This window comes from Corynebacterium efficiens YS-314 (assembly GCF_000011305.1).
Classification (GTDB): domain Bacteria; phylum Actinomycetota; class Actinomycetes; order Mycobacteriales; family Mycobacteriaceae; genus Corynebacterium; species Corynebacterium efficiens.
Genome location: NC_004369.1, coordinates 2,998,209 through 3,019,850, shown reverse-complemented (window position 1 = coordinate 3,019,850; position 21,642 = coordinate 2,998,209). Strand labels below are relative to the sequence as shown.

21 protein-coding genes are annotated in these 21,642 nt (G+C 62.2%); 15 read left to right on the top strand and 6 right to left on the bottom strand.

Features of this window, described 5'->3' with window-relative positions:
* Positions 1 to 123: 123 nt before the first annotated feature.
* From CE_RS13995 to CE_RS13985, 3 genes are all read left to right on the top strand, one after another.
* Entirely contained in the window at positions 124 to 1,125 is a 1,002-nt protein-coding gene (locus CE_RS13995) for a zinc-binding alcohol dehydrogenase family protein (RefSeq protein WP_006768807.1), read from the top strand.
* A 5-nt stretch (positions 1,126 to 1,130) separates the two neighbouring features.
* Positions 1,131 to 1,625, top strand: coding sequence for a methylated-DNA--[protein]-cysteine S-methyltransferase (locus CE_RS13990; RefSeq protein ID WP_006768808.1), 495 nt, complete (start codon positions 1,131 to 1,133; stop codon positions 1,623 to 1,625).
* 496 nt (positions 1,626 to 2,121) lie between these two features.
* On the top strand, positions 2,122 to 2,925 hold the full coding sequence (locus CE_RS13985) for a DeoR/GlpR family DNA-binding transcription regulator (RefSeq protein ID WP_006768809.1): 804 nt from the start codon (positions 2,122 to 2,124) through the stop codon (positions 2,923 to 2,925).
* A gap of 16 nt (positions 2,926 to 2,941) precedes the next feature.
* Here CE_RS13985 and CE_RS13980 read toward each other — a convergent pair whose 3' ends face one another.
* Together CE_RS13980 and CE_RS13975 are read right to left on the bottom strand one after the other, a co-directional pair.
* Positions 2,942 to 4,096, bottom strand: coding sequence for an RtcB family protein (locus CE_RS13980; RefSeq protein WP_006768810.1), 1,155 nt, complete (start codon positions 4,094 to 4,096; stop codon positions 2,942 to 2,944).
* A 319-nt stretch (positions 4,097 to 4,415) separates the two neighbouring features.
* Positions 4,416 to 5,237 (bottom strand): Fpg/Nei family DNA glycosylase, encoded by an 822-nt coding sequence (locus tag CE_RS13975; RefSeq protein ID WP_006768811.1) that lies wholly within the window; start codon positions 5,235 to 5,237, stop codon positions 4,416 to 4,418.
* A 213-nt stretch (positions 5,238 to 5,450) separates the two neighbouring features.
* Here CE_RS13975 and dps point away from each other — a divergent pair, with 213 nt between their 5' ends.
* A complete protein-coding gene (dps, locus tag CE_RS13970; protein ID WP_035109215.1) occupies positions 5,451 to 5,948 on the top strand; it encodes a DNA starvation/stationary phase protection protein Dps in 498 nt (165 codons plus the stop codon).
* A 213-nt stretch (positions 5,949 to 6,161) separates the two neighbouring features.
* Complete coding sequence (locus tag CE_RS13965; protein ID WP_006768813.1) at positions 6,162 to 7,649, top strand: DUF1846 domain-containing protein; 1,488 nt, start codon at positions 6,162 to 6,164, stop codon at positions 7,647 to 7,649.
* Positions 7,650 to 7,655: 6 nt separating this feature from the next.
* Here the strand turns inward: CE_RS13965 and CE_RS13960 are convergent, their stop codons facing one another.
* Positions 7,656 to 8,744: an inositol-3-phosphate synthase gene (locus CE_RS13960; protein ID WP_006768814.1), complete on the bottom strand. Its 1,089-nt coding sequence runs from the start codon at positions 8,742 to 8,744 to the stop codon at positions 7,656 to 7,658.
* Between the two features lie 225 nt (positions 8,745 to 8,969).
* Between CE_RS13960 and CE_RS13955 the strand changes: the two genes are divergently transcribed.
* Together CE_RS13955 and CE_RS13950 are read left to right on the top strand one after the other, a co-directional pair.
* Positions 8,970 to 9,908, top strand: a complete 939-nt coding sequence (locus tag CE_RS13955; RefSeq protein WP_006768815.1) for a rhodanese-related sulfurtransferase — start codon at positions 8,970 to 8,972, stop codon at positions 9,906 to 9,908.
* 49 nt (positions 9,909 to 9,957) lie between these two features.
* On the top strand, positions 9,958 to 10,296 hold the full coding sequence (locus tag CE_RS13950) for an antibiotic biosynthesis monooxygenase family protein (RefSeq protein ID WP_006768816.1): 339 nt from the start codon (positions 9,958 to 9,960) through the stop codon (positions 10,294 to 10,296).
* Between the two features lie 91 nt (positions 10,297 to 10,387).
* On the opposite strand, the gene CE_RS13945 is transcribed toward CE_RS13950, so the two are convergent.
* The 3 genes from CE_RS13945 to CE_RS13935 form a co-directional block, all read right to left on the bottom strand.
* Entirely contained in the window at positions 10,388 to 10,879 is a 492-nt protein-coding gene (locus CE_RS13945) for a hypothetical protein (RefSeq protein ID WP_006768817.1), read from the bottom strand.
* 62 nt (positions 10,880 to 10,941) lie between these two features.
* Entirely contained in the window at positions 10,942 to 11,886 is a 945-nt protein-coding gene (locus tag CE_RS13940) for a universal stress protein (RefSeq protein ID WP_006768818.1), read from the bottom strand.
* A 28-nt stretch (positions 11,887 to 11,914) separates the two neighbouring features.
* The gene (locus CE_RS13935; RefSeq protein WP_006768819.1) at positions 11,915 to 12,376 is read right to left on the bottom strand and encodes a MarR family winged helix-turn-helix transcriptional regulator; all 462 of its coding nucleotides are present in this window, start codon (positions 12,374 to 12,376) and stop codon (positions 11,915 to 11,917) included.
* Positions 12,377 to 12,552: 176 nt separating this feature from the next.
* On the opposite strand from CE_RS13935, the gene CE_RS13930 reads away from it, so the two are divergent.
* From CE_RS13930 to dnaB, 8 genes are all read left to right on the top strand, one after another.
* Positions 12,553 to 12,915: a DUF5318 family protein gene (locus CE_RS13930; protein ID WP_035109217.1), complete on the top strand. Its 363-nt coding sequence runs from the start codon at positions 12,553 to 12,555 to the stop codon at positions 12,913 to 12,915.
* 91 nt (positions 12,916 to 13,006) lie between these two features.
* Positions 13,007 to 15,205: a transglycosylase domain-containing protein gene (locus tag CE_RS13925; protein WP_006768821.1), complete on the top strand. Its 2,199-nt coding sequence runs from the start codon at positions 13,007 to 13,009 to the stop codon at positions 15,203 to 15,205.
* Between the two features lie 64 nt (positions 15,206 to 15,269).
* The gene (locus tag CE_RS13920; protein WP_006768822.1) at positions 15,270 to 16,751 is read left to right on the top strand and encodes a glycosyltransferase family 87 protein; all 1,482 of its coding nucleotides are present in this window, start codon (positions 15,270 to 15,272) and stop codon (positions 16,749 to 16,751) included.
* The gene (locus CE_RS13915) at positions 16,751 to 16,942 is read left to right on the top strand and encodes a hypothetical protein (protein ID WP_006768823.1); all 192 of its coding nucleotides are present in this window, start codon (positions 16,751 to 16,753) and stop codon (positions 16,940 to 16,942) included. The genes CE_RS13920 and CE_RS13915 overlap by 1 nt, the downstream gene beginning before the upstream one ends.
* Before the next feature lie 549 nt (positions 16,943 to 17,491).
* Positions 17,492 to 17,779 carry a 30S ribosomal protein S6 gene (gene rpsF, locus CE_RS13910; protein WP_011076098.1) on the top strand — a complete coding sequence of 96 codons (288 nt, stop codon included), beginning with the start codon at positions 17,492 to 17,494 and terminating at the stop codon, positions 17,777 to 17,779.
* 37 nt (positions 17,780 to 17,816) lie between these two features.
* Positions 17,817 to 18,515: a single-stranded DNA-binding protein gene (locus CE_RS13905; RefSeq protein WP_006768825.1), complete on the top strand. Its 699-nt coding sequence runs from the start codon at positions 17,817 to 17,819 to the stop codon at positions 18,513 to 18,515.
* A gap of 52 nt (positions 18,516 to 18,567) precedes the next feature.
* The gene (gene rplI, locus CE_RS13900; protein WP_006768826.1) at positions 18,568 to 19,020 is read left to right on the top strand and encodes a 50S ribosomal protein L9; all 453 of its coding nucleotides are present in this window, start codon (positions 18,568 to 18,570) and stop codon (positions 19,018 to 19,020) included.
* Between the two features lie 754 nt (positions 19,021 to 19,774).
* A complete protein-coding gene (gene dnaB / locus CE_RS13895) occupies positions 19,775 to 21,358 on the top strand; it encodes a replicative DNA helicase (protein WP_006768828.1) in 1,584 nt (527 codons plus the stop codon).
* Positions 21,359 to 21,642 lie beyond the last annotated feature (284 nt).

The following is a 21,642-nucleotide window of genomic DNA, read 5'->3' as shown; positions in this document are numbered from 1 at the left end:
AATCGTACTTATCGCATCTGAGTCTAACCAGGTCGGTGCACAGCCAGCGGGTTCCGGCGCAGCCTGTGGCGCGGGGCATAGTTCACACCCCGAAACAACAACAACCTGATTAGCATTTGCTATATGACTGAACTCCCCCACACCATGCCCGCGGTCGGGCTGGTTGATTCCCTGCCCACCGACCACCCGGATTTCCTCATCGACGTGGAGGTCCCCCGCCCCGATCCGGGACCCCGTGATCTATTGGTGGAGATCGCCGCGGTGTCCATCAACCCGGTGGACACGAAGGTACGCATGCGCGTCGGCAAGCAGGACACCCCGAAGATCCTGGGCTATGACGCCGCCGGAACCGTCGTCGCGGTCGGTTCCGGGGTCTCCCTCTTCCGCCCCGGTGACACCGTGTTCTATGCCGGATCCAATCAGCGCCAGGGCACCAACGCCCGGTTCCACCTCGTCGATGAGCGCCTCGTCGGCCACGCGCCGGGCAGCGTGGATGCCACCCACGCCGCCGCCCTGCCCCTGGTCTTCCTGACCGCCTGGGAGGCCCTGTTCGACCGGCTGCCGGTCACCCAGTCCACCACCGGCACCCTGCTGGTGCTGGGCGGTGCCGGAGGTGTGCCGTCTGCGCTCATCCAGCTGGCCCGGGCCCTGACCAACCTGCGGGTGGTGGCCACCGCCTCACGCCCGGAATCCACCCGCTGGGTGCGCGAGATGGGTGCCCACGATGTCATTGATCACCACCATGATCTGCGGGAGCAGATCAGCGGGGTGGACTTCGTCTTCAGTTCCTGGACCACCGGGCGCGAGGAGGAACTCACCGCGGTGATGTCACCGCAGTCGCACCTGGTGCTTATCGACGATCCCCTCAACCCCAACCTCGGTGCCTTCAAACAGAAATCCATCGCCGTGCACTGGGAGTTCATGTTCACCCGCGCCATGTTCGCCACCCCCGACATGGCGGTGCAGGGACAGATCCTCACCAAGATCGCCGACATGATCGACCGCGGACAGCTCCGCTCCATCACCGACCGGGTCCTCACCGGAATGACCGCCGAGACCCTCATGGAGGGCCACCGCCTCATCGAAGAGGGACACACCACCGGCAAGATCGTCGTGAAAGTGTAGACACTATGGCTCTGTGTCACACCCGATTCACCTCGCCTGTCGGTGAGCTGCTCCTCGTCGCCGATGACGCCGGATTGACCTATCTGGGCTTCGCCGGCGAGGACCACACCCGCCACAGCGCGGGCTCCACCGCCGCACACACCCCCATCCTGGACCGTGCCGTGGCGGAACTCGATCAGTACTTCGCCGGGGAACGGACGACCTTCACCGTGCCCCTGTCCCGGCCCGGTGACGGGGAGATGGGATTCCACGGCCGGGTGCAACGGCTGCTGGCCACCATCCCCTACGGGAGTTTCGTCACGTATAAGGAACTGGCCGGGAAGGCGGGGAACCCGGGTGCTGTGCGCGCGGTCGGCACCGCCTGCGCTACCAACCCCGTCCCCATCTTCTCCCCCTGCCACCGCGTTCTGCGCACCGATGGTGGCCTGGGAGGCTACCGCGGCGGCACCAAAGCGAAAGAACTGCTGCTTCGTTTGGAAAATATAGACTTTCGAAACTGAAGAAATATCGAAAACGCCGAACCGGTAAAATCGAAAGCTCAATTTAGGCTTTCGAAACGCATCCATTCACAACGTTCGTTTCGAAAGTATGAAAGGGATGGCTGCTTCTTTCGAACATGCCACACCTAGTCGCCGGCCACCTGTTTCCTCAGCACTCTGTGATAAAACCGTTTCACCTGCATCGATATATAATAGAAACGCCCATTTTGCCAGCAGGGCAACGCCACTCTTCGCTTTCGAACTACGCAAATGTAATTACGAAGTTGTCCTTTTCGAAAGACCCTTTCATTATGCTTTCGTTTGCGTTTCGAAGCCTGTTTCGATATCGAAACCGAAGGCTCGAATGGCCCACACAGTTTCGAAAGCATGGTGTTTCGATTTTGAATCCCATTCGAAAGCTCTAGAGGTCTGTTGATCCCCTCATCATGGGCCTGCGTCGGTGGGGCATGGGTTGGTCGCGGAGACTGTGGGCACCCGGTTGGGTAATGTCTGAGGAATGAACACCCAGCCAGCGAACGGAGCCAAACCCGACTCCGCGGAGGAACGACGCGCACGTATCGCCCAGGTCGTGCAGGAGCGTGGCAGTATCCGCGTCGTGGACCTGGTGGACCCTCTCGGGGTGTCGGAACCCACGCTGCGCAAGGACCTCACCATCCTGGAGAAGGAGGGGGTGTTGAAGCGCACCCATGGTGGTGCCATCGCCGTGGAGGGCGCGGTGCCTGAGGTGGCCGACCAGCCCACCTCCCCGGCACCACCGCAGCCGGCCACGCCGCAGGCGACGAAGGACGGGATCGCCCGCTACTGCCTGGACATGATCGAGGATGATTCCTCGGCGTTCTTCGACTCCGGGTCCACCATCGTCAGGATGGCCGAGCTCATGGACCAGCCCGCCAATATCCTCACCCACTCCATCCCCGTGATCCCCATCCTCGCGGAGAAGCCCCGCATCAGGCACACCCTGCTCGGCGGTCAGTACCGGCCACTCGGTGAATGCGTCACCGGGCCGATCACCATGATGGGTCTCCGACAGTTCACTGTCGACACCGCCTTCATCAGCGTCGTGGGGGTCACCGCCGATGGCGGGTATGTCACCGATGTCTCCGAGGCGGATATCAAGCGGGCCGCCATCGACACCGCCCGGCGCGTGGTCATCCCCCTCGAGGGGCGCAAGGTGGGCCGGGTGGGGTTCTGTCACCTCGTGGGTCTGGAGCGTGTCGACGACATCGTCACCGACACGGTCAACCCCGACCTGCAGAAGTGGTGCACCGACAACGGGGTGCGGCTGCACACCGTGCGGTGATCCCCGTACGGTGATCCTAGGTGCCCTTGACGTTGACGATCTGACGCAGTTTGTGCCGGATGCTCACCAGATCGGTGGCGTCGGCCATCACCTGGTCGATGTCCTTGTAGGCATCCGGGATCTCATCGATCCACTCCTTGCCCGGGCGGTAGACGATGCCGGACATCCGGTTGTCCAGGTCCTTCGCGGTGAAGGTTTTCTTGGCCTGGGTGCGGGACATGCGCCGGCCCGCGCCGTGGGGAGCGGAGCGCAGGGCCTCCCTGTTGCCCTTGCCCTCCACGACGTAGGAGGCGGTGCCCATGGAGCCGGGGATCAGTGCCATGGTTCCCTCGTCGGCAAGTACCGCGCCCTTCCGGGTCAGCCAGACGGTCTCCCCGTAGTGCTCCTCCTCCACCGTGTAGTTGTGGTGGCAGTTGATGCGTTCGATCTCTGAGACGGGTGTGCCCACGAACCGGCCCAGCTGCGTGGCGAAGCGGTCCATCATCTCCTCGCGGTTGAGGAAGGCGAAACGCTGCGCCCACTCCAGTTCGCGCAGGTAGTCGTTGAACTCCCGGGTGTCCTCGGTGAGGTAGGCCAGATCCCGATCGGGCAGGTCCTCCCCGGCGCAGGCGTCGCGGGCGATGCGGATGTGTTTCTGGGCGATCTTGTTGCCCACCCCGCGGGATCCGGAGTGGAGGAACATCCAGACTCGGTCCTCCTCATCCAGGCACAGCTCGATGAAGTGGTTGCCACCGCCGAGGGATCCCAGCTGCTGCTTCCACTTCGGGGAGTGGGACAGATCCACATCGTTCTTCTCCGCGAGTGTCTCCAGTTCCCCGATCTTCACCAGGGCGGAATCCTCCAGTGCGCCCTTGTTGTAGTTGCCCGGGGACAGGGGGATGGCGCGTTCCAGGGCATCCCGCAGTCGGGTCAGGTCGCGGCCCTCCAGGTCGGAGGCGGTGAACTGGGTGCGCACGCCGATCATGCCGCAGCCGATGTCCACCCCGACCGCGGCGGGGATGATCGCGCCCTTCGTGCCGAAGACGGTGCCCACCGAGGAACCCAGCCCGTAGTGGGCATCGGGCATGAGGGCGACATGCGGGTAGATGAACGGCATGGTGGCGGTGGCCTTCGCCTGGTTGAGTGCGGCATCCTCCAGGACGGAGGCGAAGGAGATGACATCTGTGGTCATGGGTGACACTGGTCCTTTCTCGGTGGAACACGGTAGACAAAGGCCCCCGCGGGTGGGTGCTGATCGGGCACGTACCTGCGGGGGCCTCGGGATGGGGCGTGGGGCGCTGGGGGGTTCTTACAACAACCCCCGGCGCGCGGGGAGGCGGGACGGTACGTGCCGACGTAATTGCTGAAGCAACTGATACGCACGCATCGTGTCTCCGTCCTCTCTACTGTTTCGCCAACCAACTGTGACCGCCATCATGGCATGGAACGGCGCAGAAAACCAGGGGTGGCAAGGGTGGGGCGGGGGTTGGGCGTCGATAAGCGGGTGCCACCTACCGCTGGCACTCCGGACACCAGAAGAGGTTGCGGCCCTCCATCACCTGATCCCGGATCGGGGTGCCACACAGGTAGCACGGCTGCCCGGTGCGGCGGTAGGTGTAGACCTCACCGCCGTGATCGTCCTTGCGGGGCGCGCGGCCCATGACCTCCGGGGTGTGTTCGTGGCGCACGGTGTCGATGCGTCCGGCGGTCACGCCCTCCTTCATCAGACCCACCAGGTCGGTCCAGATGGAGGTGAACTGCGCGTCGGTGATCTCCCGGCCGGGGGTGAATGGTGAGATGCCCAGGCGGAAGAGGGTCTCGGCGCGGTAGATGTTGCCCACCCCGGCGAAGAGTTTCTGGTCCATGAGCAGGGAGCCGATGCTGCGTCCCGAGCGCTGCACCCTGCGCCGGATGGGCTCCGGGTCGGCATCGTCACGGATGGGGTCGGCACCGAGTTTACCGATGGCGATATCACGTTCCTCATCGGTGATGAGGCGACACCACTGCGGGCCACGCAGGTTGGCGGCCACCGCGCCGTCGGAGATGTGCAGGCGGATCTGCCCGCGCGTCTCCCCCGCCGGTTCGAACTGGAGGGTGCCGATCAGGCCCAGGTGGATGTAGATGATGTGCTCGGGGTGATCCACGTCGAAGTCGATGAACAGATGCTTGCCGTGGGCATCGGCGCGCAGCAGCCGGCTCTGGTCCACGATCGCCGCTTCCCTGGCGAAGCGTCCCTGGGGGGAGGTAATGTCGAGCGCAGGCCCCAGGCCGGAGTTCCCGAACCTCTGGGTGAGCTCCCCGGCGAGACGGTGGATGACATGTCCTTCAGGCATGGATTCCACCCTATCCAGTGCCGATGCCCCCGGGAAAATGAGGGGGAATGAGGGGCCGTGGGGGGATGGTGGATACTGTCCCCGACGCTGGGTGCCCGGCACCGCTGCTGCGGTAGGCCGTGTGCGTCCCCGTCGAATCTAGCCCCACCTGTGATTAATTAGTTTAGGATAAGATTCAGTGACAATTTATAAATTCTTAGTATAATGGGTGGCATGAGTAACTACACAGTCCCAGGAATCAATGACACCGACGCCAAGCAGCTTATTGATGGACTGCAGGAGCGTCTCACCGATTACAACGATCTCCACCTCATCCTCAAGCACGTCCACTGGAATGTCGTCGGCCCCAACTTCATCGCCGTCCACGAGATGCTCGACCCCCAGGTTGACCTCGTCCGCGGATACGCCGATGAGGTCGCAGAGCGCATCTCCACCCTCGGTGGCGAGCCGATCGGCACCCCGGCCGGCCACGTGGACAACCGCACCCCGCTCCAGTACGAGATGAACCGCGGCACCACCCTCGACCACCTCGCGGCCCTGGACAAGGTGTACGTCCAGGTGCTCGAGCGTCTGCGCGAATCTCTCGCCCAGGCCGGTGACGTTGACCCCGTCACCGAGGACATCTACATCGCCCAGGCCGCCGAGCTGGAGAAGTTCCAGTGGTTCATGCGCGCACACCTCGATGACGGTTCCGGTGACATCACGCGGTAACCGCCTCCCCTGACGCCGGCAACGCCGATCCCCGCACGCTGGGGGTCGGCGTTTTTTCGTCGTCACGCTCCCTGCGCACCCCTGAGCGCACCACCGGACATCCTCCGGCACCTCATCCCGGCAGCTCCCGTGAGTGGATGTCCGTGTTGAGGGGCTCAGGGGTAAAGTCGAGGCGTCAAGATAACAAGCAGATCCAACTGGGGAGTAGACGCAATGCGCACCGGATTCGACCGTGACCTCTACGTCAGGATGCAGTCGCAGCACATCAACGAGAGGCGCGAGCAGATCGGTGGCAAGCTGTATCTGGAGATGGGCGGCAAGCTCTTCGATGACCTGCACGCCTCCCGGGTGCTGCCCGGTTTCACCCCGGACAACAAGATCGCCATGCTGGAGCAGCTCAAGGACGAGCTGGAGATCCTGGTGACCATCAACGCCAAGGACCTGCAGCGCAACAAGACCCGCGCGGACCTCGACATCTCCTACGAGGATGATGTCCTGCGGCTGATCGACGTCTTCCGCGAGGCCGGGTTCCTCACCGAACACGTTGTGCTCACCCAGCTGGAGGACGACAACTACCAGGCCATGCAGTTCATCCAGCGCCTGGAACGCCTGGGCATCAAGGTCGCCCGCCACCGCGTCATCCCCGGCTACCCCACCGATGCCCGCCGGATCGTCAGCGAGGAGGGTTTCGGCCGCAATGAGTATGTGGAGACCACCCGCAACCTCGTGGTGGTCACCGCGCCGGGCCCCGGTTCCGGCAAGCTCGCCACCTGCCTCAGCCAGATCTACGGCGATCACCAGCGTGGCATCTCCTCGGGCTATGCCAAGTTCGAGACCTTCCCCATCTGGGACCTGCCGCTCGAGCACCCGGTCAACCTCGCCTATGAGGCTGCCACCGCGGACCTCGACGACATCAACGTCATCGACCCCTTCCACCTCACCGCCTACGGGGAGAAGGCCACCAGCTACAACCGCGATGTCGAGGTCTTCCCGCTGCTGAAGACCATGCTGGAGATGCTCAGCGGCTCCTCCCCCTACCAGTCCCCCACCGACATGGGCGTCAACATGGTCGGCAGCGCCATCGCCGACGACGAGGTGTGCCGGGAGGCCGCCCGCCAGGAGATCGTGCGCCGTTATTTCAAGGCGCTTGTCGACGAGCGCCGCGACGAACTCGACGACACCGTCTCCTCGCGGATCGCCATCGTCATGAGCAAGGCCGGCTGCTCGGTCGAGGACCGCACCGTGGTGGCGCGCGCCCTCGAGCTGGAGTCGGAGACCGGTGCGCCCGCCTCGGCCATCCTGCTTGACGACGGCCGGATCGTCACCGGCAAGACCTCCGCCCTCCTGGGCTGCTCCGCAGCGATGCTGCTCAACGCCCTCAAGGAACTCGCCGGGATCGACCCCTCGATCGATCTGCTCTCACCGGAGTCCATCGAACCGATCCAGACCCTCAAGACCGAACACCTCGGCTCCCGCAATCCCCGACTGCACACCGATGAGGTGCTCATCGCCCTGTCGGTCTCCGCGGCGGCCTCCGACAATGCGCGCCGGGCACTGGATCAATTGAAAAATCTCCGGGGTTGCGATGTCCACACCACCACCATCCTGGGATCGGTGGATGAGGGGATCTTCCGCAACCTCGGAGTGCTGGTCACCTCGGAACCGAAGTACCAGCGTAAGGCGCTCTACCGTAAGCGCTGACGGGGCCTACCCCTGGATGAAGGTCTCCAGGCGGTCGCGGGCCTCATCGTCGTCAAGCTGCTCCGGCGGGGACTTCATCAGGTAGGACGACGCCGGCATGACCGGTCCGCCGATGCCACGGTCCAGGGCGATCTTGCAGGCGCGGATCGCGTCGATGATGATGCCTGCCGAGTTCGGGGAGTCCCACACCTCGAGTTTGTACTCCAGGTTCAGGGGTACACCACCGAAGGCGGTGCCCTCCAGGCGCACATAGGCCCACTTGCGGTCATCGAGCCACTCGACGTGGTCGGATGGGCCGATGTGGACGTTGCGGTCCTCCACCTTGCCCGCCAGCGGGCCCTCCTTCAGGTTGGAGGTCACGGCCTGGGTCTTGGAGATCTTCTTGGACTCCAGACGGTTGCGGTCGAGCATGTTCTTGAAGTCCATGTTGCCGCCCACGTTCAGCTGCATGGTGCGGTCGACGCGGACACCGCGCTCCTCGAAGAGACGGGCTAGCACACGGTGGGTGATGGTGGCACCGACCTGCGACTTGATGTCATCGCCGACGATGGGCAGACCGGCGTCGGTGAACTTCTGAGCCCACTCCGGATCGGAGGCGATGAAGACGGGCAGGGCGTTGACGAAACCACAGCCGGCATCCAGGGCCGCCTGGGCGTAGAACTTGTCCGCCTCCTCGGAACCGACCGGGAGGTAGGAGACCAGGACATCCACGCGGGCATCCTTGAGCACCTGGACGACATCGACAGGCTCGGCGGTGGATTCCTCGATGGTGGCACGGTAGTGCTCCCCCAGGCCATCCAGTGTCGGGCCGCGCTGGACGGTCACACCGGTGGTCGGGACATCAGCGATCTTGATGGTGCAGTTCTGGGATGCCTCGGTGGCGTCCGCGAGATCCACACCGACCTTCTCCGCATCGACATCGAAGGCTGCCACGAACTCGAGATCGCCGACGTGGTAGTCGCCGAACTGCACATGCATGAGGCCGGGGACCTTTTCATCCGCAGCGGCGTCACGGTAGTACTCCACACCCTGGATGAGGGAGGTCGCACAGTTGCCGACGCCGGCGATGGCGACCCGGATGGTGGAATCACTCATAGTCTTCAATTCTCCTTAAATCGAAAGGCGGCTATGGCCGCATAACCATCGACGCTACGTTCACATACCGCAGATGTGGGATCCGGGCGCGAACATTATCGATCAAGAGGTTCAGTTGATCGATCAAGTATTCCCCCGTTCGCGGGTGAGTGGCCCCGGCGCTCTCCCCGCCGTGGGATCCCGGCGTTTTCGTGGGAACTGCTACCGGGCAGTAGAATTTAACCCGTGTCTATCGGAAAAATTCTCCTCTACTACGCCTTCACCCCCCTGTCCGACCCGAAGGCGGTTCAGCTCTGGCAGCGTGATCTGTGCGAATCCCTGAACCTCCGCGGGCGCATCCTCATCTCTGAACACGGCATCAACGGCACCGTCGGTGGCGACATCAACGACTGCAAGGCCTACATCCGGAAAACCCGCGAATACCCCGGTTTCGCCAAGATGGAATTCAAGTGGTCCGAGGGCGGGGCGGAGGACTTCCCCAAGCTGTCCGTCAAGGTCCGCGATGAGATCGTGGCCTTCGGAGCGCCCAATGAGATCAAGGTGGATGAGAACGGCATCATCGGCGGCGGTGTCCACCTCAAGCCGGAGGAGGTGAACCAGCTCGTCGAGGAGCGCGGTGACGAGGTGGTCTTCTTCGATGGCCGAAACGCCATGGAGGCGCAGATCGGCAAGTTCCGTGATGCCGTGGTGCCCGACGTCAACACCACCCATGACTTCATCAAGGAGATCGAATCCGGCAAATATGACGATCTGAAGGACAAACCGGTGGTGACCTACTGCACCGGTGGCATCCGCTGTGAGATCCTCAGTTCCCTGATGATCAACCGTGGTTTCCAGGAGGTCTACCAGATCGATGGCGGCATCGTCCGCTACGGCGAGAAGTTCGGCAACCAGGGTCTGTGGGAGGGTTCCCTCTACGTCTTCGACAAGCGCATGCACATGGAGTTCGGCGAGGACTACAAACGCCTCGGCCACTGCATCCACTGCGATACCCCCACCAACAAATTCGAACACTGCGTCAACGAGGACGAGTGCCGTCAGCTCGTGCTCATGTGCCCGGACTGCTACGCCAATGTGGAAACCCGTCACTGCGGCCAGGATGACTGCGTCGAGATCGCCGCGGATCTCGCCGCCCGCGGGGTCGACCCACTGGTGACGCAGTAGTGGTGTGAAACCGGGGCTACGCGGCGCGGTTTCCGGTAGGTTACAGGGCATGAGCATCGTGAAGATCAATGCAATTTCCGTCCCCGAGGGAGCCGGCCCCGAGCTGGAGAAGCGCTTCGCCGCCCGTAAACAGGCGATCGATTCCCAGCCGGGTTTCGAGGGCTTCCAGCTGCTACGCCCCGTCGCCGGTGAAGACCGCTACTTCGTGGTCACCCGCTGGGCCGACGAGGAATCCTACAACGCCTGGCGCGATGCCGAGAAGGCCTCGGGTACGCACGGTGGGGGTGCCCACGGTTCGCACGGGGCTCACGGTGGCGAGCGCAAGCCCGTCGCCAGCGGCGCCACCCTGCTCGAGTTCGAGGTTGTGCTCGACTCCCTGGAGCCCTGACCCGCTGCACCGGTGGTGCGCATGACAAAGACCCGGGGGAATCCAACTGGATTCCCCCGGGTCTCTCTCTTACCTGTGGGTCAGGAGGGGGTTAGTCACCCAGGATCGCCATGGGCAGCACCGAGGTGGCCCACAGCATGCTGAAGGGGATCAGGACCCACAGCACACCCATCCAGGCACGCCACCGGATGTAGTTGCGGTACTTGTCATAGAGAATCCACGCGCAACCGAGCATGCCGCCGAAGGCGATCATGGTGGTGGAGATCGGCCACCACAGCTGGGCCGAGCGGGAACAGATCCACGCAGCCTCCCCGGCATCACACAGCGGCCCACCCATCATCCGTGACACCCACGCCAACAGGAAGGCGGAAACGAATGTCACGATCGGTACCGCCGCCAGGTAGATCAGGGCCTGTCGGGATGACTGCTCATTCTTGCGCTGCTGCTCGACGGGATCGGGGATCCTGTTCACATCCGAGAAGTCATTGGCAAAGGTGGGCCGGAGATTGGCGTAGTCAGCTTCCTCGCTGAACACATTCTCCGGGTGATCCGGGTTGAGCGGATTCTTCTTTTTCTTACTCATGGGGATGTCCTCCTGTTAGGACAAGACGTTAGTCCCAACTCCGCTGGCGGGCTAGTATCGCGTTACTGACCCGGGTAGATGATGGTGGGGACCGGGGAATTCCGGATGATCTCCATGGTCTCGGTGCCGACAAAGACCCGCGAGATGGTATCCGCCCGCCGCGAACCCAGACACAACAGATCACCCTTCTTCCATTTGAGGGCATTGATGGCGCCGTTCCATCCCCAGCCGGAACCGATCTCACTGGTCACCACCAGGGAGGAGTGGATGGACAGGACCTCATCGCGGGCACTGTCGAGCATGGCCAGGGAATGCTCCCGCCATTTACTGGATAACAGCGACGGCAGATCGAGACTGTCGGAGGCGGAACCGTCTGCGATACCCGCAGAGGAGAAGGACAGGATGCGCAGTGGCACACCCCAGTCGGAGGCCAGCTCCGCCGCGTACATCAGACCCCGGTCATGTGCATTCCCATTTTCGCTGGTGAAGGCGTAGTTGACGCGGGTGACACCCTTCTTGGACAACTTCACGCCCCGGGGGACCAGCCCGAGGGGCACCGGCGAGGAGTGCAGAAGCGCATCGGCGGTGGACCCGGCGAGGAAACGCCCCTTCGGGGCCGTGGCATCGGATCCGAGCAGAATCAGATCAGCGTTGAATTCCTCCGCGGCGTGGGTCAACAGCACCGACTCCGAGGGGCCGTCGGCGAAGGTCGACACCGTTGCATCCCAATGGGATTTATCCACATCGGCGCGTTTCAACGCCTTGATGGTGCGTGTTTCGTATCTGGATTCCAGATTCTGGAACCACTTCTTGTATTTGCCACCCAGCTTGCTGACAGACGATGACGGCCACGGGCGGGTGAATGTGGTTACGCCCCTGACCCTGATATCAGTGGTGCGTGACAGCCACGCGGCGAACTCGAAGACAGCGGCGTTTTGTTCACCGGGATTTCCATCAGGATCATTCTCCGGGCGGCAGGATACGAGTACACGCAGGGTGGTGTTCATTAACTTCCGGGGTTGGGTTGCAGAAACTTTAGGAGGAGCTGGCTGGCTCTCTCCAGTTACCGTACACCTCAGCGAGCTCGGTAATGATATCGACCAGCTCCCCGGTCCGCTCCAGCTTCTCCTGCGGTAGCAGCTTCAGCATCTCCGCCATCTGGGCATCACGTTCCTTGTTCACCCGTTCCAGTTCCCGGGCACCATGGTCGGTGAGCTGAACCTGGACACCACGACGGTCCTTTGTGTCACGGATGCGCTCGACGAGCTTGAGCTGCTCCAGGTGGTGGAGCGCATTGGAGGCCGTGGGCATACGGATGTCCTCCAATTCTGCGATCCTGCTGATGCGTGATGGCCCGTGTTCAGCCAGGCGACTGAGAATGGTCAGTTGCGGCCCGGACAGGTCGGAGTTTGCGGATCGACGGAAATAGAGGACATACAGCTTGGTCAGTGCAGGTCGCACTCGGGCGGCGAGCTCCTCGGGGGTAACGTCAGTCATGTTATGCAGCTTAGCGATTAACCGGATTCTTTTCTGTACCTAAAACTAACTGCATAAATTACAGTGCTGTAGTTTTCCCGGTATCTGTGCTGTGGGCCGGGCACACCCTCACGGATGATGATGGTCTGCCTCTCGTTCCTATTTCTTTCGACCCTGCCGGGTCTACACTTGCCCCTGTGGTGAATTATCGAAATGAGATCAGTCACCAGTGGGCCAGGAGGCATGTGCTCCGGCAGTTCCGGGAGGGACAGGTGTCCAGAGACGCAATCTGCGATGCCGATTTCCTCCTCGTCACTGCCGGTAACTACCACGGTGAGCCCGCGGATTACCCCTGCCCGGTCTGCGGGGGCGACAACCTGCGCATCGTGTTGTGGGTCTACGGCGAGCAGATCGGGAAAGCCTCCGGATCCGCCCGCAACGAAGAGGAAATAGGGAAATTGGTGGACAATGGGCGGGAATGCACCGTCCATACCGTCGAGGTGTGCCCGGACTGTAAATGGAATCACCTGCTCAAGGCGGAAACCGCCTCAGCCAGGTGATTCTCAGATTCCGGTGAACACCCGACAGGGCAGTATCCTCTACACCGACCCCCTCAGATAACCACTTGATCTGATTGAACGGACATATCAGTTGACGAACAACAACAAATCCCCGGCCAGGCCCGCCACCGGGAAACGACGGGCCAAGAACGGTCACACCCTGCGCAACAGCATCATCGGTGTTCTCATCGCGATGATCGCGATCCCGGCGCTGGTCTTCATGACCGCGTACATCGTGGTGGACGTGCCGGAGCCTGAGGAACTTGTCACTCCGCAGGTATCCCAGATCTACGCCGCCGACGGCGAAACCGAACTGGCGCGGATCGTCCCGCCCGAGGGCAACCGTCAGATGGTGAGTCTGGATGAGGTACCGGAATCGGTGCGTAACGCGGTCATGGCAGCAGAAGACCGGGAATTCTACACCAACCCGGGTTTCTCCATCACCGGCTACGCCCGTGCCGCACTGGGTGTGATCACCGGTGATTCCTCCGCCGGTGGTGGCTCCACCATCACCCAGCAGTATGTGAAGAAGGCGGTGGTCGGTGACGAGCGTTCCGTCATCCGCAAGGCCAAGGAACTGGTCTACTCCGCCAAGATGGCTAATGAGTGGTCCAAGGATGAGGTGCTGCAGGCCTACCTGAACACCGTATACTTCGGCCGCAACGCCTACGGAGTCCAGGCAGCCGCCCACGCCTACTTCGGCAAGCCCGTCAGCGAACTCTCCCCCGAGGAGGGTGCCGTTCTGGCTGCCAGCATCCAGCTGCCGAGTGCCCTGGAACCGTGGACCAACCGTGAGGCAGCTGAAGCACGCTGGAACTACGTCCTGGACGGCATGGTGGAAATCGGTGCCATCACGCCTGAGTACCGTGCGCAGGCGCAGTACCCGGAAACCACCGACCCCTCCCTCAACCGTGCCTACACCGAGGCCACCGGCACCAACGGACTGATCAAGAACAATGTGATGGCGGAACTGGCCTCGGTGGGTATCACCGAGCAGGACGTGCAAAACCGTGGCCTGCAGATCACCACCACCATCGACCCGGTGGCCCAGCAGGGTGCCGTCGACGCGGTGCACAAGCAGTATGAGACCCACGGCGAAGAGGTCCGCGCGGCGGTGGTCTCCATCGACCCGGACAACGGCGCCGTCCGTGCCTACTACGGTGGTGAAGACGCCGCAGGCTGGGATTACGCCAACTCCCCACTCCAGACCGGTTCCACCTTCAAGATCTTCGGTCTCGCCGCCGCACTGCAGCAGGGCATCCCACTGTCCCAGGGGTACAGCTCCGACCCGGTGACCTCCGGAAATGCGACCATCAGCAACGTCAACGGTTCCGGCTGTGGCTACTGCTCCATCGAGGAGGCACTGAAGCACTCCTACAACACCAGCTTCATCCGTCTGCAGCAGGATCTCGAGAACGGCCCACAGGACACCGCCGACATGGCTCACGCACTGGGTGTGGCCCGTTCCCTGCCGGGTATCCCGAAGACCCTCACGGAAAACGGTGAGACCCCCTACGAGGGCATCATCCTCGGGCAGTACTCCTCCCGCCCCATCGACATGGCATCCGCCATGGCCACCATCGCCAACGTGGGTATCTGGCACCGCCCGCACTTCGTGGAGAGGGTGGAGACCCGGTCAGGTGAGGTCCTGTACGAGGCTGAGAAGAGCGAAGGTGAGCGCCGGGCCTCCGAGAAGGTCATGACCAACCTCCTCGATGCCATGGCCCCGATCGCCGCCTACTCCAACTACAACAACCTTGCGGGTGGTCGTCCGTCGGCAGCCAAGACCGGCACCACCCAGCTGGGTGACACGGGGTACAACAAGGATGCCTGGATGGTCGGTGCGACCCCGCAGCTGGCCACCGCCGTCTGGGTGGGAACCGTGGAGAATACTCCCCTGTTCAACGAATGGGGCGGCAATATGTACGGTTCCCTCGCCCCGTCCGTGATCTGGAAGGACACCATGGACACCGCCCTGGAGGACGAGGACATCGAGGAGTTCCCCACCGCCCGTCCACTGGGCTACGGTAACGCCCCGTCCTACAATTACTGGGCCCCCTCCGCCCCATCCTCCGGCAGCGGAACAGGAACCGGCACGGGCACCGGTGGCACCGGTGATGGAACCGGCACCACCTCCCCTGCCACACCTGAGGGTTCTGACCAGGCACCCGCGACGGGGGATGCGCCGGCACCGGAGGCACCAGCCCCCGAGGCCCCAGCTGAGGACACCGGTGACATTGAGCTCGCGCCGGGCATCGTTATCCCGGGAGACCTGCTCAACCTGGGTTAGAATCGCAGGCAGACTCCGCCCACCCGGGGCCGGGAGTAACGCCACATACAAGGAGCCGACCTCGATGGACCAGAAGGTGATCACAGACCGGGTGTCACCGGCTGACACGGAAATCGTTGCCAACGATTTCATCAACGCCATCGGAGGTCGGCTCGGCCGTTTCGCGAAGGTGGGCACCCAGCGTTTCTGGACCCCACTCCGGGTGTTGATCACCACCTCCCTGGTCTTCCTGGCCGTGGGTTTCCTCACCAAGGCCAACTGCATCCAGGGCGGACGGGGAGACGATGGGACCCTCAGCCTGAACTGGTCCGGCAACCGCCAGTACACCTCCGCCTGTTACAACGACATCGTCCCCCTGTACGGCGCACGTGGACTGGATTCCCCCGGTTTCCCCTATGCCTACTCCTGGCAGGAGGGCGACCTCACCCGGTATATGGAATATCCGGTACTGGGAGGTATTTTCCAATGGATCGCCTCCATCATCACCCGGTTCCTCTACCCGCTTGTGGAGACCCTGCCCTTCAACTCCCTCCCCGAGGCCGCTTTCTACTTCATCATCTCCGCCCTGGGACTGGCGTTCTTCTGGGTGCTGGTCATCCGCATGATGGTGGAACTGACCGGCAACCGGGTGTGGGACACGGTCCTGGTGGCAGCCTCCCCCCTGGTCGCGGTCCACGCGTTCACCAACTGGGACACCCCCTCCATCGCCGCGGTCGTCGGCGCCTTGCTCGCGGTCAAACGCGGCAACCCGGTCTGGGCCGGAGTGCTCATCGGCCTGGGTACCGCCTTCAAACTGTGGCCCCTCTACCTGCTCGGCGCCTTCCTCGTGCTGGGTGTGCGCAGCGGGAAGCTCAGGGAGTTCTCCTCCATGCTCGGCGCTGCCGTGGTGACCTGGCTCGTGGTCAACATCCCCGTGATGATCGCCTACCCCTCCGCCTGGTACGAGTTCATCCGCCTCAACCAGACCCGTGGTGCGGAATGGACCACCATCTACCAGATCCTCGACCGTAATCTCCCGTTCCCGATCAACGATCCCGAGGGTCTCAACACCGTCAGTTTCCTGTTATTCGCGGCCGCCTGTCTGGCCATCGCCATCTTCGGCCTCAAGGTGCAGCGACGCCCCCGGGTGGCGGAACTCGCCTTCCTCATCGTCGCCGCCTTCCTACTCGTCAACAAGGTCTGGAGCCCCCAGTACTCCCTCTGGCTCGTGCCCCTGGCGGTGCTCGCACTCCCCCGCTGGCGACTCCTCTTCCCCTGGATGGTGGTGGATGCCATGGTATGGCCGATACTGATGTGGCACATGCTGGGTACCGAGAACATGGGGATCCCGAGCGGTCTGCTGGACATCGTCCTGATCACCCGCGACGGATTCATCATCGCCATGGTCGTCATGGTTATCCGCCAGATGATGGGACGCATCCCCGATCCTGTCCTGGATGCGCATGGCGGGAAGGACCCCCTCGTCGGGGTGTTCGGGGACACGGATACGTTCACGCTGGCCGGAAAGCGGCCGGCGGAGCGTCGAGAAGCGTTAAAGGAAAATTAGTGAACGACACCGTTCTGATCATCACCATGGCAAGCGTTTTTGTGGGTTTCCTGTTCTTCGGCGGGGCGTTCGCCAGTTTCATGTACAAAAAGCCCCAACGCCTGATCTGGACATTGTTCACCATCGCCATCGTGCTCATCACCGTCATCCCGGTGGGCATAGCCGTTTTCTGGGGCACCACACTGTCCTGAAGGCGCGCCGGGCCGTTGAGGGCATCGAGGTGGGCATCGAGACGGGCACCGATTGTGGGCATCGATTGGGGGCGTTGAATGAAATCGAGGGCTGCCCGGAACCGTCGGGAACCACGGCGCCGTTGTGGTCGTTGAGTGAGTAGGACCACATCGCAAGCGAATATGGCGAAAGGATAGGCCCACGTGAACACTTCATCCTCCTTCTCGGGAATCCTGGCGGTTTCTGCGCTGACACTCGCCGGTATGACCACCGGTGGCGTGCAGCATCCAGTCCAGGCCAAGTAACAGGCCAAGTGAGAGGCAGACTCCCTGAGGCAGTTCCCCGAGGGCGTCGGGCATGCCGGACCACTCGGTATCACGGGGTGCACAACGTCCCCCACCGGGATGGTCCCGGGTGTCGTGCAGGTCACCCGGATTTCCCATGATGGGGAATCGACATTCGGAGTGTGCTGGTGTACCTTGAATAGGTTGCTGACGCAACGACCCTCCTGCTACGCCACAAGGGCGTGGCCGAAAACAATTACTAGACCATAGGAGGTGATGAGGTCCGTGCGTCAATACGAACTCATGATCATTCTCGATCCTTCTCAGGATGAGCGCACCGTTGCCCCGTCCCTGGATAAGTTCCTCGAGGTTGTCCGCAAGGACAAGGGCGATGTTGTGAAGGTTGATGTCTGGGGCAAGCGCCGTCTGGCCTACCCGATCAACAAGAAGGAAGAGGGCATCTACGCCGTCATCGATCTCAAGTGCGAGTCTGCAACCGTGCTCGAGCTCGATCGTGTTCTGAACCTGAACGATGGTGTCCTGCGCACCAAGGTTCTGCGACTCGACAAGTAAAGAACGCTACAAAGCTCTAGAGAGGTAGTTGAAGGACATGGCACAGGGAGATACAAACATCACCGTCGTGGGCAACCTGGTTGCCGACCCGGAGTTGCGCTTCACCCCATCGGGTGCAGCAGTCGCTAACTTCCGTATCGCCTCCACCCCCAGGACGTTCAACCGGACGACCAACCAGTGGGAAGATGGAGAAGGCCTGTTCCTCACCTGCAATGTCTGGCGCGAAGCCGCTGAGAATGTGGCTGAATCACTGACGAAGGGCATGCGCGTCATCGTGCAGGGCCGTCTCCGTCAGCGCTCTTACGAAACCCGCGAGGGTGAGAAGCGCACCATCTTCGAGGTGGAGGTCGACGATGTCGGACCTTCCCTGAAGTACGCCAAGGCTGAGGTCACCCGTATTCCACGTGGTGGCGGTCAGGGCGGCTTCGGCGGCAACCAGGGTGGTGGCTTCGGAGGCCAGGGCGGCAACCAGGGTGGTAACCCCGGCGGCGGTCAGGGTGGATTCGGTCAGAACACCGGTGGTTTCGGCGGACAGCAGGGCAACCAGGGCGGTTTCGGTGGTGGCCAGGGTGGAAACCCCGGCGGCAACCAGGGTCAGTCCGGTAACAACTTCAACCAGGGTGGCTTCGGTGGTGGCGGCAATCAGGCTGCAGCCCCGGACAATGATCCCTGGAATTCCGCACCACCCGCCGGCAGCGGTGGATTCGGTGGCGCGGACGATGAGCCGCCGTTCTAAACTTTTCTTCTTTTCCAACATCACACTTTAAAAACCACGAAAGGCAGGGATCATGAAGCTGATCCTCACCGCCGCCGTTGAGAACCTCGGTGTCGCTGGCGACATCGTCGAGGTCAAGGACGGCTACGGACGTAACCTGCTGCTCCCGCGTGGCCTGGCCATTCCGGCTACCCCGGGCGCTGAGAAGCAGATCGAGGGCATCAAGCGTGCCCAGGAGGCTCGCGCAATCCGCGACCTCGACCACGCTCGCGAAGTCAAGGCTCAGCTGGAGGCCCTCGAGGGCGTCAAGGTTGCAGTCCGCACCTCCGAGAGCGGTAAGCTGTTCGGTTCTGTCAAGGCTGACGACATCGTCGACGCAGTCAAGGCAGCCGGCGGCCCGAACCTGGACAAGCGTGCCATCGTTCTCCCGAAGAACCTGGTCAAGACCACCGGCAAGTACCAGGTAGAAGCAAAGATTCACGAAGGCATCGTGTCCCGCGTGAAGTTTGAGGTCGTCGCCGCGTAACGACAACGCGCATGCGACGGCGGTGCCCCTCCCCTTGAGGTGAGCACCCAACGACAACAGCATTTTTCAGCCCCACACCAAACAGCAGGTGTGGGGCTGAAATCTTTCTACCGGCCGGCGCGGGGGTCGCCCGCCACGGATCGCTTGCCGGAGCTTGCCAGAGCTTGTCGACGCACCTTTGCCGCCCATGCAAATCCGCCTCCGCAGGCCTCTCACCGGGCCTTCCCGGCAGTCTTTCCGGCAGTCTTTCCGGAGACCCGGAACGAGGGTGTGACGACGTTATCCCGAGCCTGTGGATAACTGTAGACAATTGTGGATAGTTCACCCGTTGTTAGCGGATGTGAAAACCCCTGCACAGCCATGGTGAATGGGTTTTCGAACTCGGATAAGCGCAGGTAGAGGGAGTTATCCACTGCATCTCCCCACTTATCCACAGGGCGACACTCCGCACTGAGCTGCGGAAAGAGTGGTTTTCCTCACTCGTGACACGGAGTTGTCCACAAGTTATCCACAGGCTGGGTGGCTGAATGTGGGTAACTCGGGGAAATTGGGGAAAACTGGGGGAACGACAACCACCGTTAACCCGTTGTTTTGTGGATAAATCCTGTGGGAAACCGTGCAGCCGGTAGGTATCCGGGGTCCGGAGTGGTAGCTCACAAACACCAGCGGATGAGATTTCAACAGGGCTCCGGGGAAATGACTGGAGCTCCGAAAAACACTAAAGTTAAGCAGGCTAAGAGAAAGGGGATCAGCGATGTCAGCTGATGTATCAGCCAGTTTCGACGATGACTTTGTTCCCCCACCGGAGCCGGGTGATGATGTGGCACCGGAGAATACGGACTTTCCCACACCCGCCTTCGCGGATGTGGATTTCGCCACCATGCCCGGGGCGGGATCCGGCGGTGGTTTCAACCGGGGTAGTCGGGACGGTGGTGCCGGCCGAGATGGCAGGTCCTTCAACCGGGGCCCGGGCCGGGGGGGTCGGGACCGTGAGACCGGTTCGCGGGAGTACCGGGATTTCCGGTCCCCGCCCTATGACAATGATGCCGAGATGGGTGTGCTGGGCGCGATGCTGCTCAGTCCCAACACGGTCATTGACATCCTGGATGTCCTGACCCCGGATGATTTCTACCGCCCGGCGCACCAGCTGATCTTCCAGGCGATCATTGATCTGTTCAGTGATAACAAGGACATCGACCCGGTGATCGTCTCGGGCCGTCTGGATCGCACCAATGATCTGGAGCGTGTCGGTGGTGGTGCGTATCTGCACACCCTCATTCAGTCGGTGCCGACCGCGGCCAACGCCCGTTACTACGCGGAGATCGTCTCCGAGAAGGCGGTGCTGCGCCGGCTTGTTGATGCCGGGACGCGTGTGGTGCAGCTCGGTTATGAAGGTGATGACGGAGCAGAGATCGATGCGGTCATCGACCGTGCCCAGCAGGAGGTCTTCGCTGTCTCCCAGAAGAACCAGACCGAGGATTATGCGGTGCTGGCCGACATCCTGGGTGACACCATGGAGGAACTGGAGCAGCTGTCCACCGATGGAGGCCTGGCGGCGGGTATCCCGACCGGTTTCAAGGATCTGGATGACCTGACCAACGGTCTGCGTGGTGGCCAGATGGTCATCGTCGCGGCGCGTCCGGGTGTGGGTAAGTCCACGCTGGCCCTGGATTTCATGCGCTCGGCCTCGATCCGCAATGACATGGCCTCGGTCATCTTCTCCCTGGAGATGTCGAAGTCGGAGATCGTCATGCGTCTGCTGTCCGCGGAGACGGAGATCCGGCTGTCGGACATGCGTGGCGGCCGGATGGATGAGGAGGCGTGGGAGAAGATGGTCCAGCGCCTGGACAAGGTGGCCAAGGCACCGTTGTTCATCGATGATTCCGCGAACCTGACCATGATGGAGATCCGTTCCAAGGCCCGCAAGCTCAAGCAGAAGCATGACCTCAAGCTCATCGTGGTGGATTACCTTCAGCTGATGAGCTCGGGTAAGCGGGTGGAGTCGCGTCAGCAGGAGGTGTCGGAGTTCTCCCGTCAGCTCAAGCTGCTGGCGAAGGAGCTGGATGTGCCCCTGATCGCCATCTCCCAGCTCAACCGTGGGCCGGAGTCCCGTACGGATAAGCGCCCGCAGCTCGCCGATCTGCGTGAGTCGGGTTCCCTGGAGCAGGATGCCGATATCGTCATGTTGCTCTACCGTCCCGACTCCCAGGACAAGGATGATGAGCGTGCGGGCGAGGCGGATATCATCCTGGCGAAGCACCGCGGTGGTCCGATCGACACCGTGCAGGTGGCGCATCAGCTCCACTACTCGCGTTTTGTGGACATGGCACGCGGATAAGGCTTCACTAAGAAGTCCAGCTTATGAGAACGGTGACCGGTAACGGTCACCGTTTTCGCGTTCCCGGGGGTGTGCTTGTCGACGCCTGTGGCCCCGATTACTCCCTCCGGGCACGCCTGTTACGGTCACTAACCCTAGCCTAATCTATGTTTGGCAAGCCTTAGCGACCTAGCCTGACCAGCACATATCGCTTATTATGGCTGTATCGTTGACATAGCGATAAGTTGAGATATATCGTTAACTTCTCACTAGTCCGGTGGTCTCGCCGGGCCGGGGAAAGGGAT

Coding starts and splice junctions, on each gene's coding strand:
- CE_RS13995 (WP_006768807.1), top strand. CDS start 124: ATGACTGAACTCCCCCACACCATGCCCGCGGTCGGGCTGGTTGATTCC.
- CE_RS13990 (WP_006768808.1), top strand. CDS start 1,131: ATGGCTCTGTGTCACACCCGATTCACCTCGCCTGTCGGTGAGCTGCTC.
- CE_RS13985 (WP_006768809.1), top strand. CDS start 2,122: ATGAACACCCAGCCAGCGAACGGAGCCAAACCCGACTCCGCGGAGGAA.
- CE_RS13980 (WP_006768810.1), bottom strand. CDS start 4,096: ATGACCACAGATGTCATCTCCTTCGCCTCCGTCCTGGAGGATGCCGCA.
- CE_RS13975 (WP_006768811.1), bottom strand. CDS start 5,237: ATGCCTGAAGGACATGTCATCCACCGTCTCGCCGGGGAGCTCACCCAG.
- dps (WP_035109215.1), top strand. CDS start 5,451: ATGAGTAACTACACAGTCCCAGGAATCAATGACACCGACGCCAAGCAG.
- CE_RS13965 (WP_006768813.1), top strand. CDS start 6,162: ATGCGCACCGGATTCGACCGTGACCTCTACGTCAGGATGCAGTCGCAG.
- CE_RS13960 (WP_006768814.1), bottom strand. CDS start 8,744: ATGAGTGATTCCACCATCCGGGTCGCCATCGCCGGCGTCGGCAACTGT.
- CE_RS13950 (WP_006768816.1), top strand. CDS start 9,958: ATGAGCATCGTGAAGATCAATGCAATTTCCGTCCCCGAGGGAGCCGGC.
- CE_RS13945 (WP_006768817.1), bottom strand. CDS start 10,879: ATGAGTAAGAAAAAGAAGAATCCGCTCAACCCGGATCACCCGGAGAAT.
- CE_RS13940 (WP_006768818.1), bottom strand. CDS start 11,886: ATGAACACCACCCTGCGTGTACTCGTATCCTGCCGCCCGGAGAATGAT.
- CE_RS13935 (WP_006768819.1), bottom strand. CDS start 12,376: ATGACTGACGTTACCCCCGAGGAGCTCGCCGCCCGAGTGCGACCTGCA.
- CE_RS13920 (WP_006768822.1), top strand. CDS start 15,270: ATGGACCAGAAGGTGATCACAGACCGGGTGTCACCGGCTGACACGGAA.
- CE_RS13905 (WP_006768825.1), top strand. CDS start 17,817: ATGGCACAGGGAGATACAAACATCACCGTCGTGGGCAACCTGGTTGCC.
- rplI (WP_006768826.1), top strand. CDS start 18,568: ATGAAGCTGATCCTCACCGCCGCCGTTGAGAACCTCGGTGTCGCTGGC.
- dnaB (WP_006768828.1), top strand. CDS start 19,775: ATGTCAGCTGATGTATCAGCCAGTTTCGACGATGACTTTGTTCCCCCA.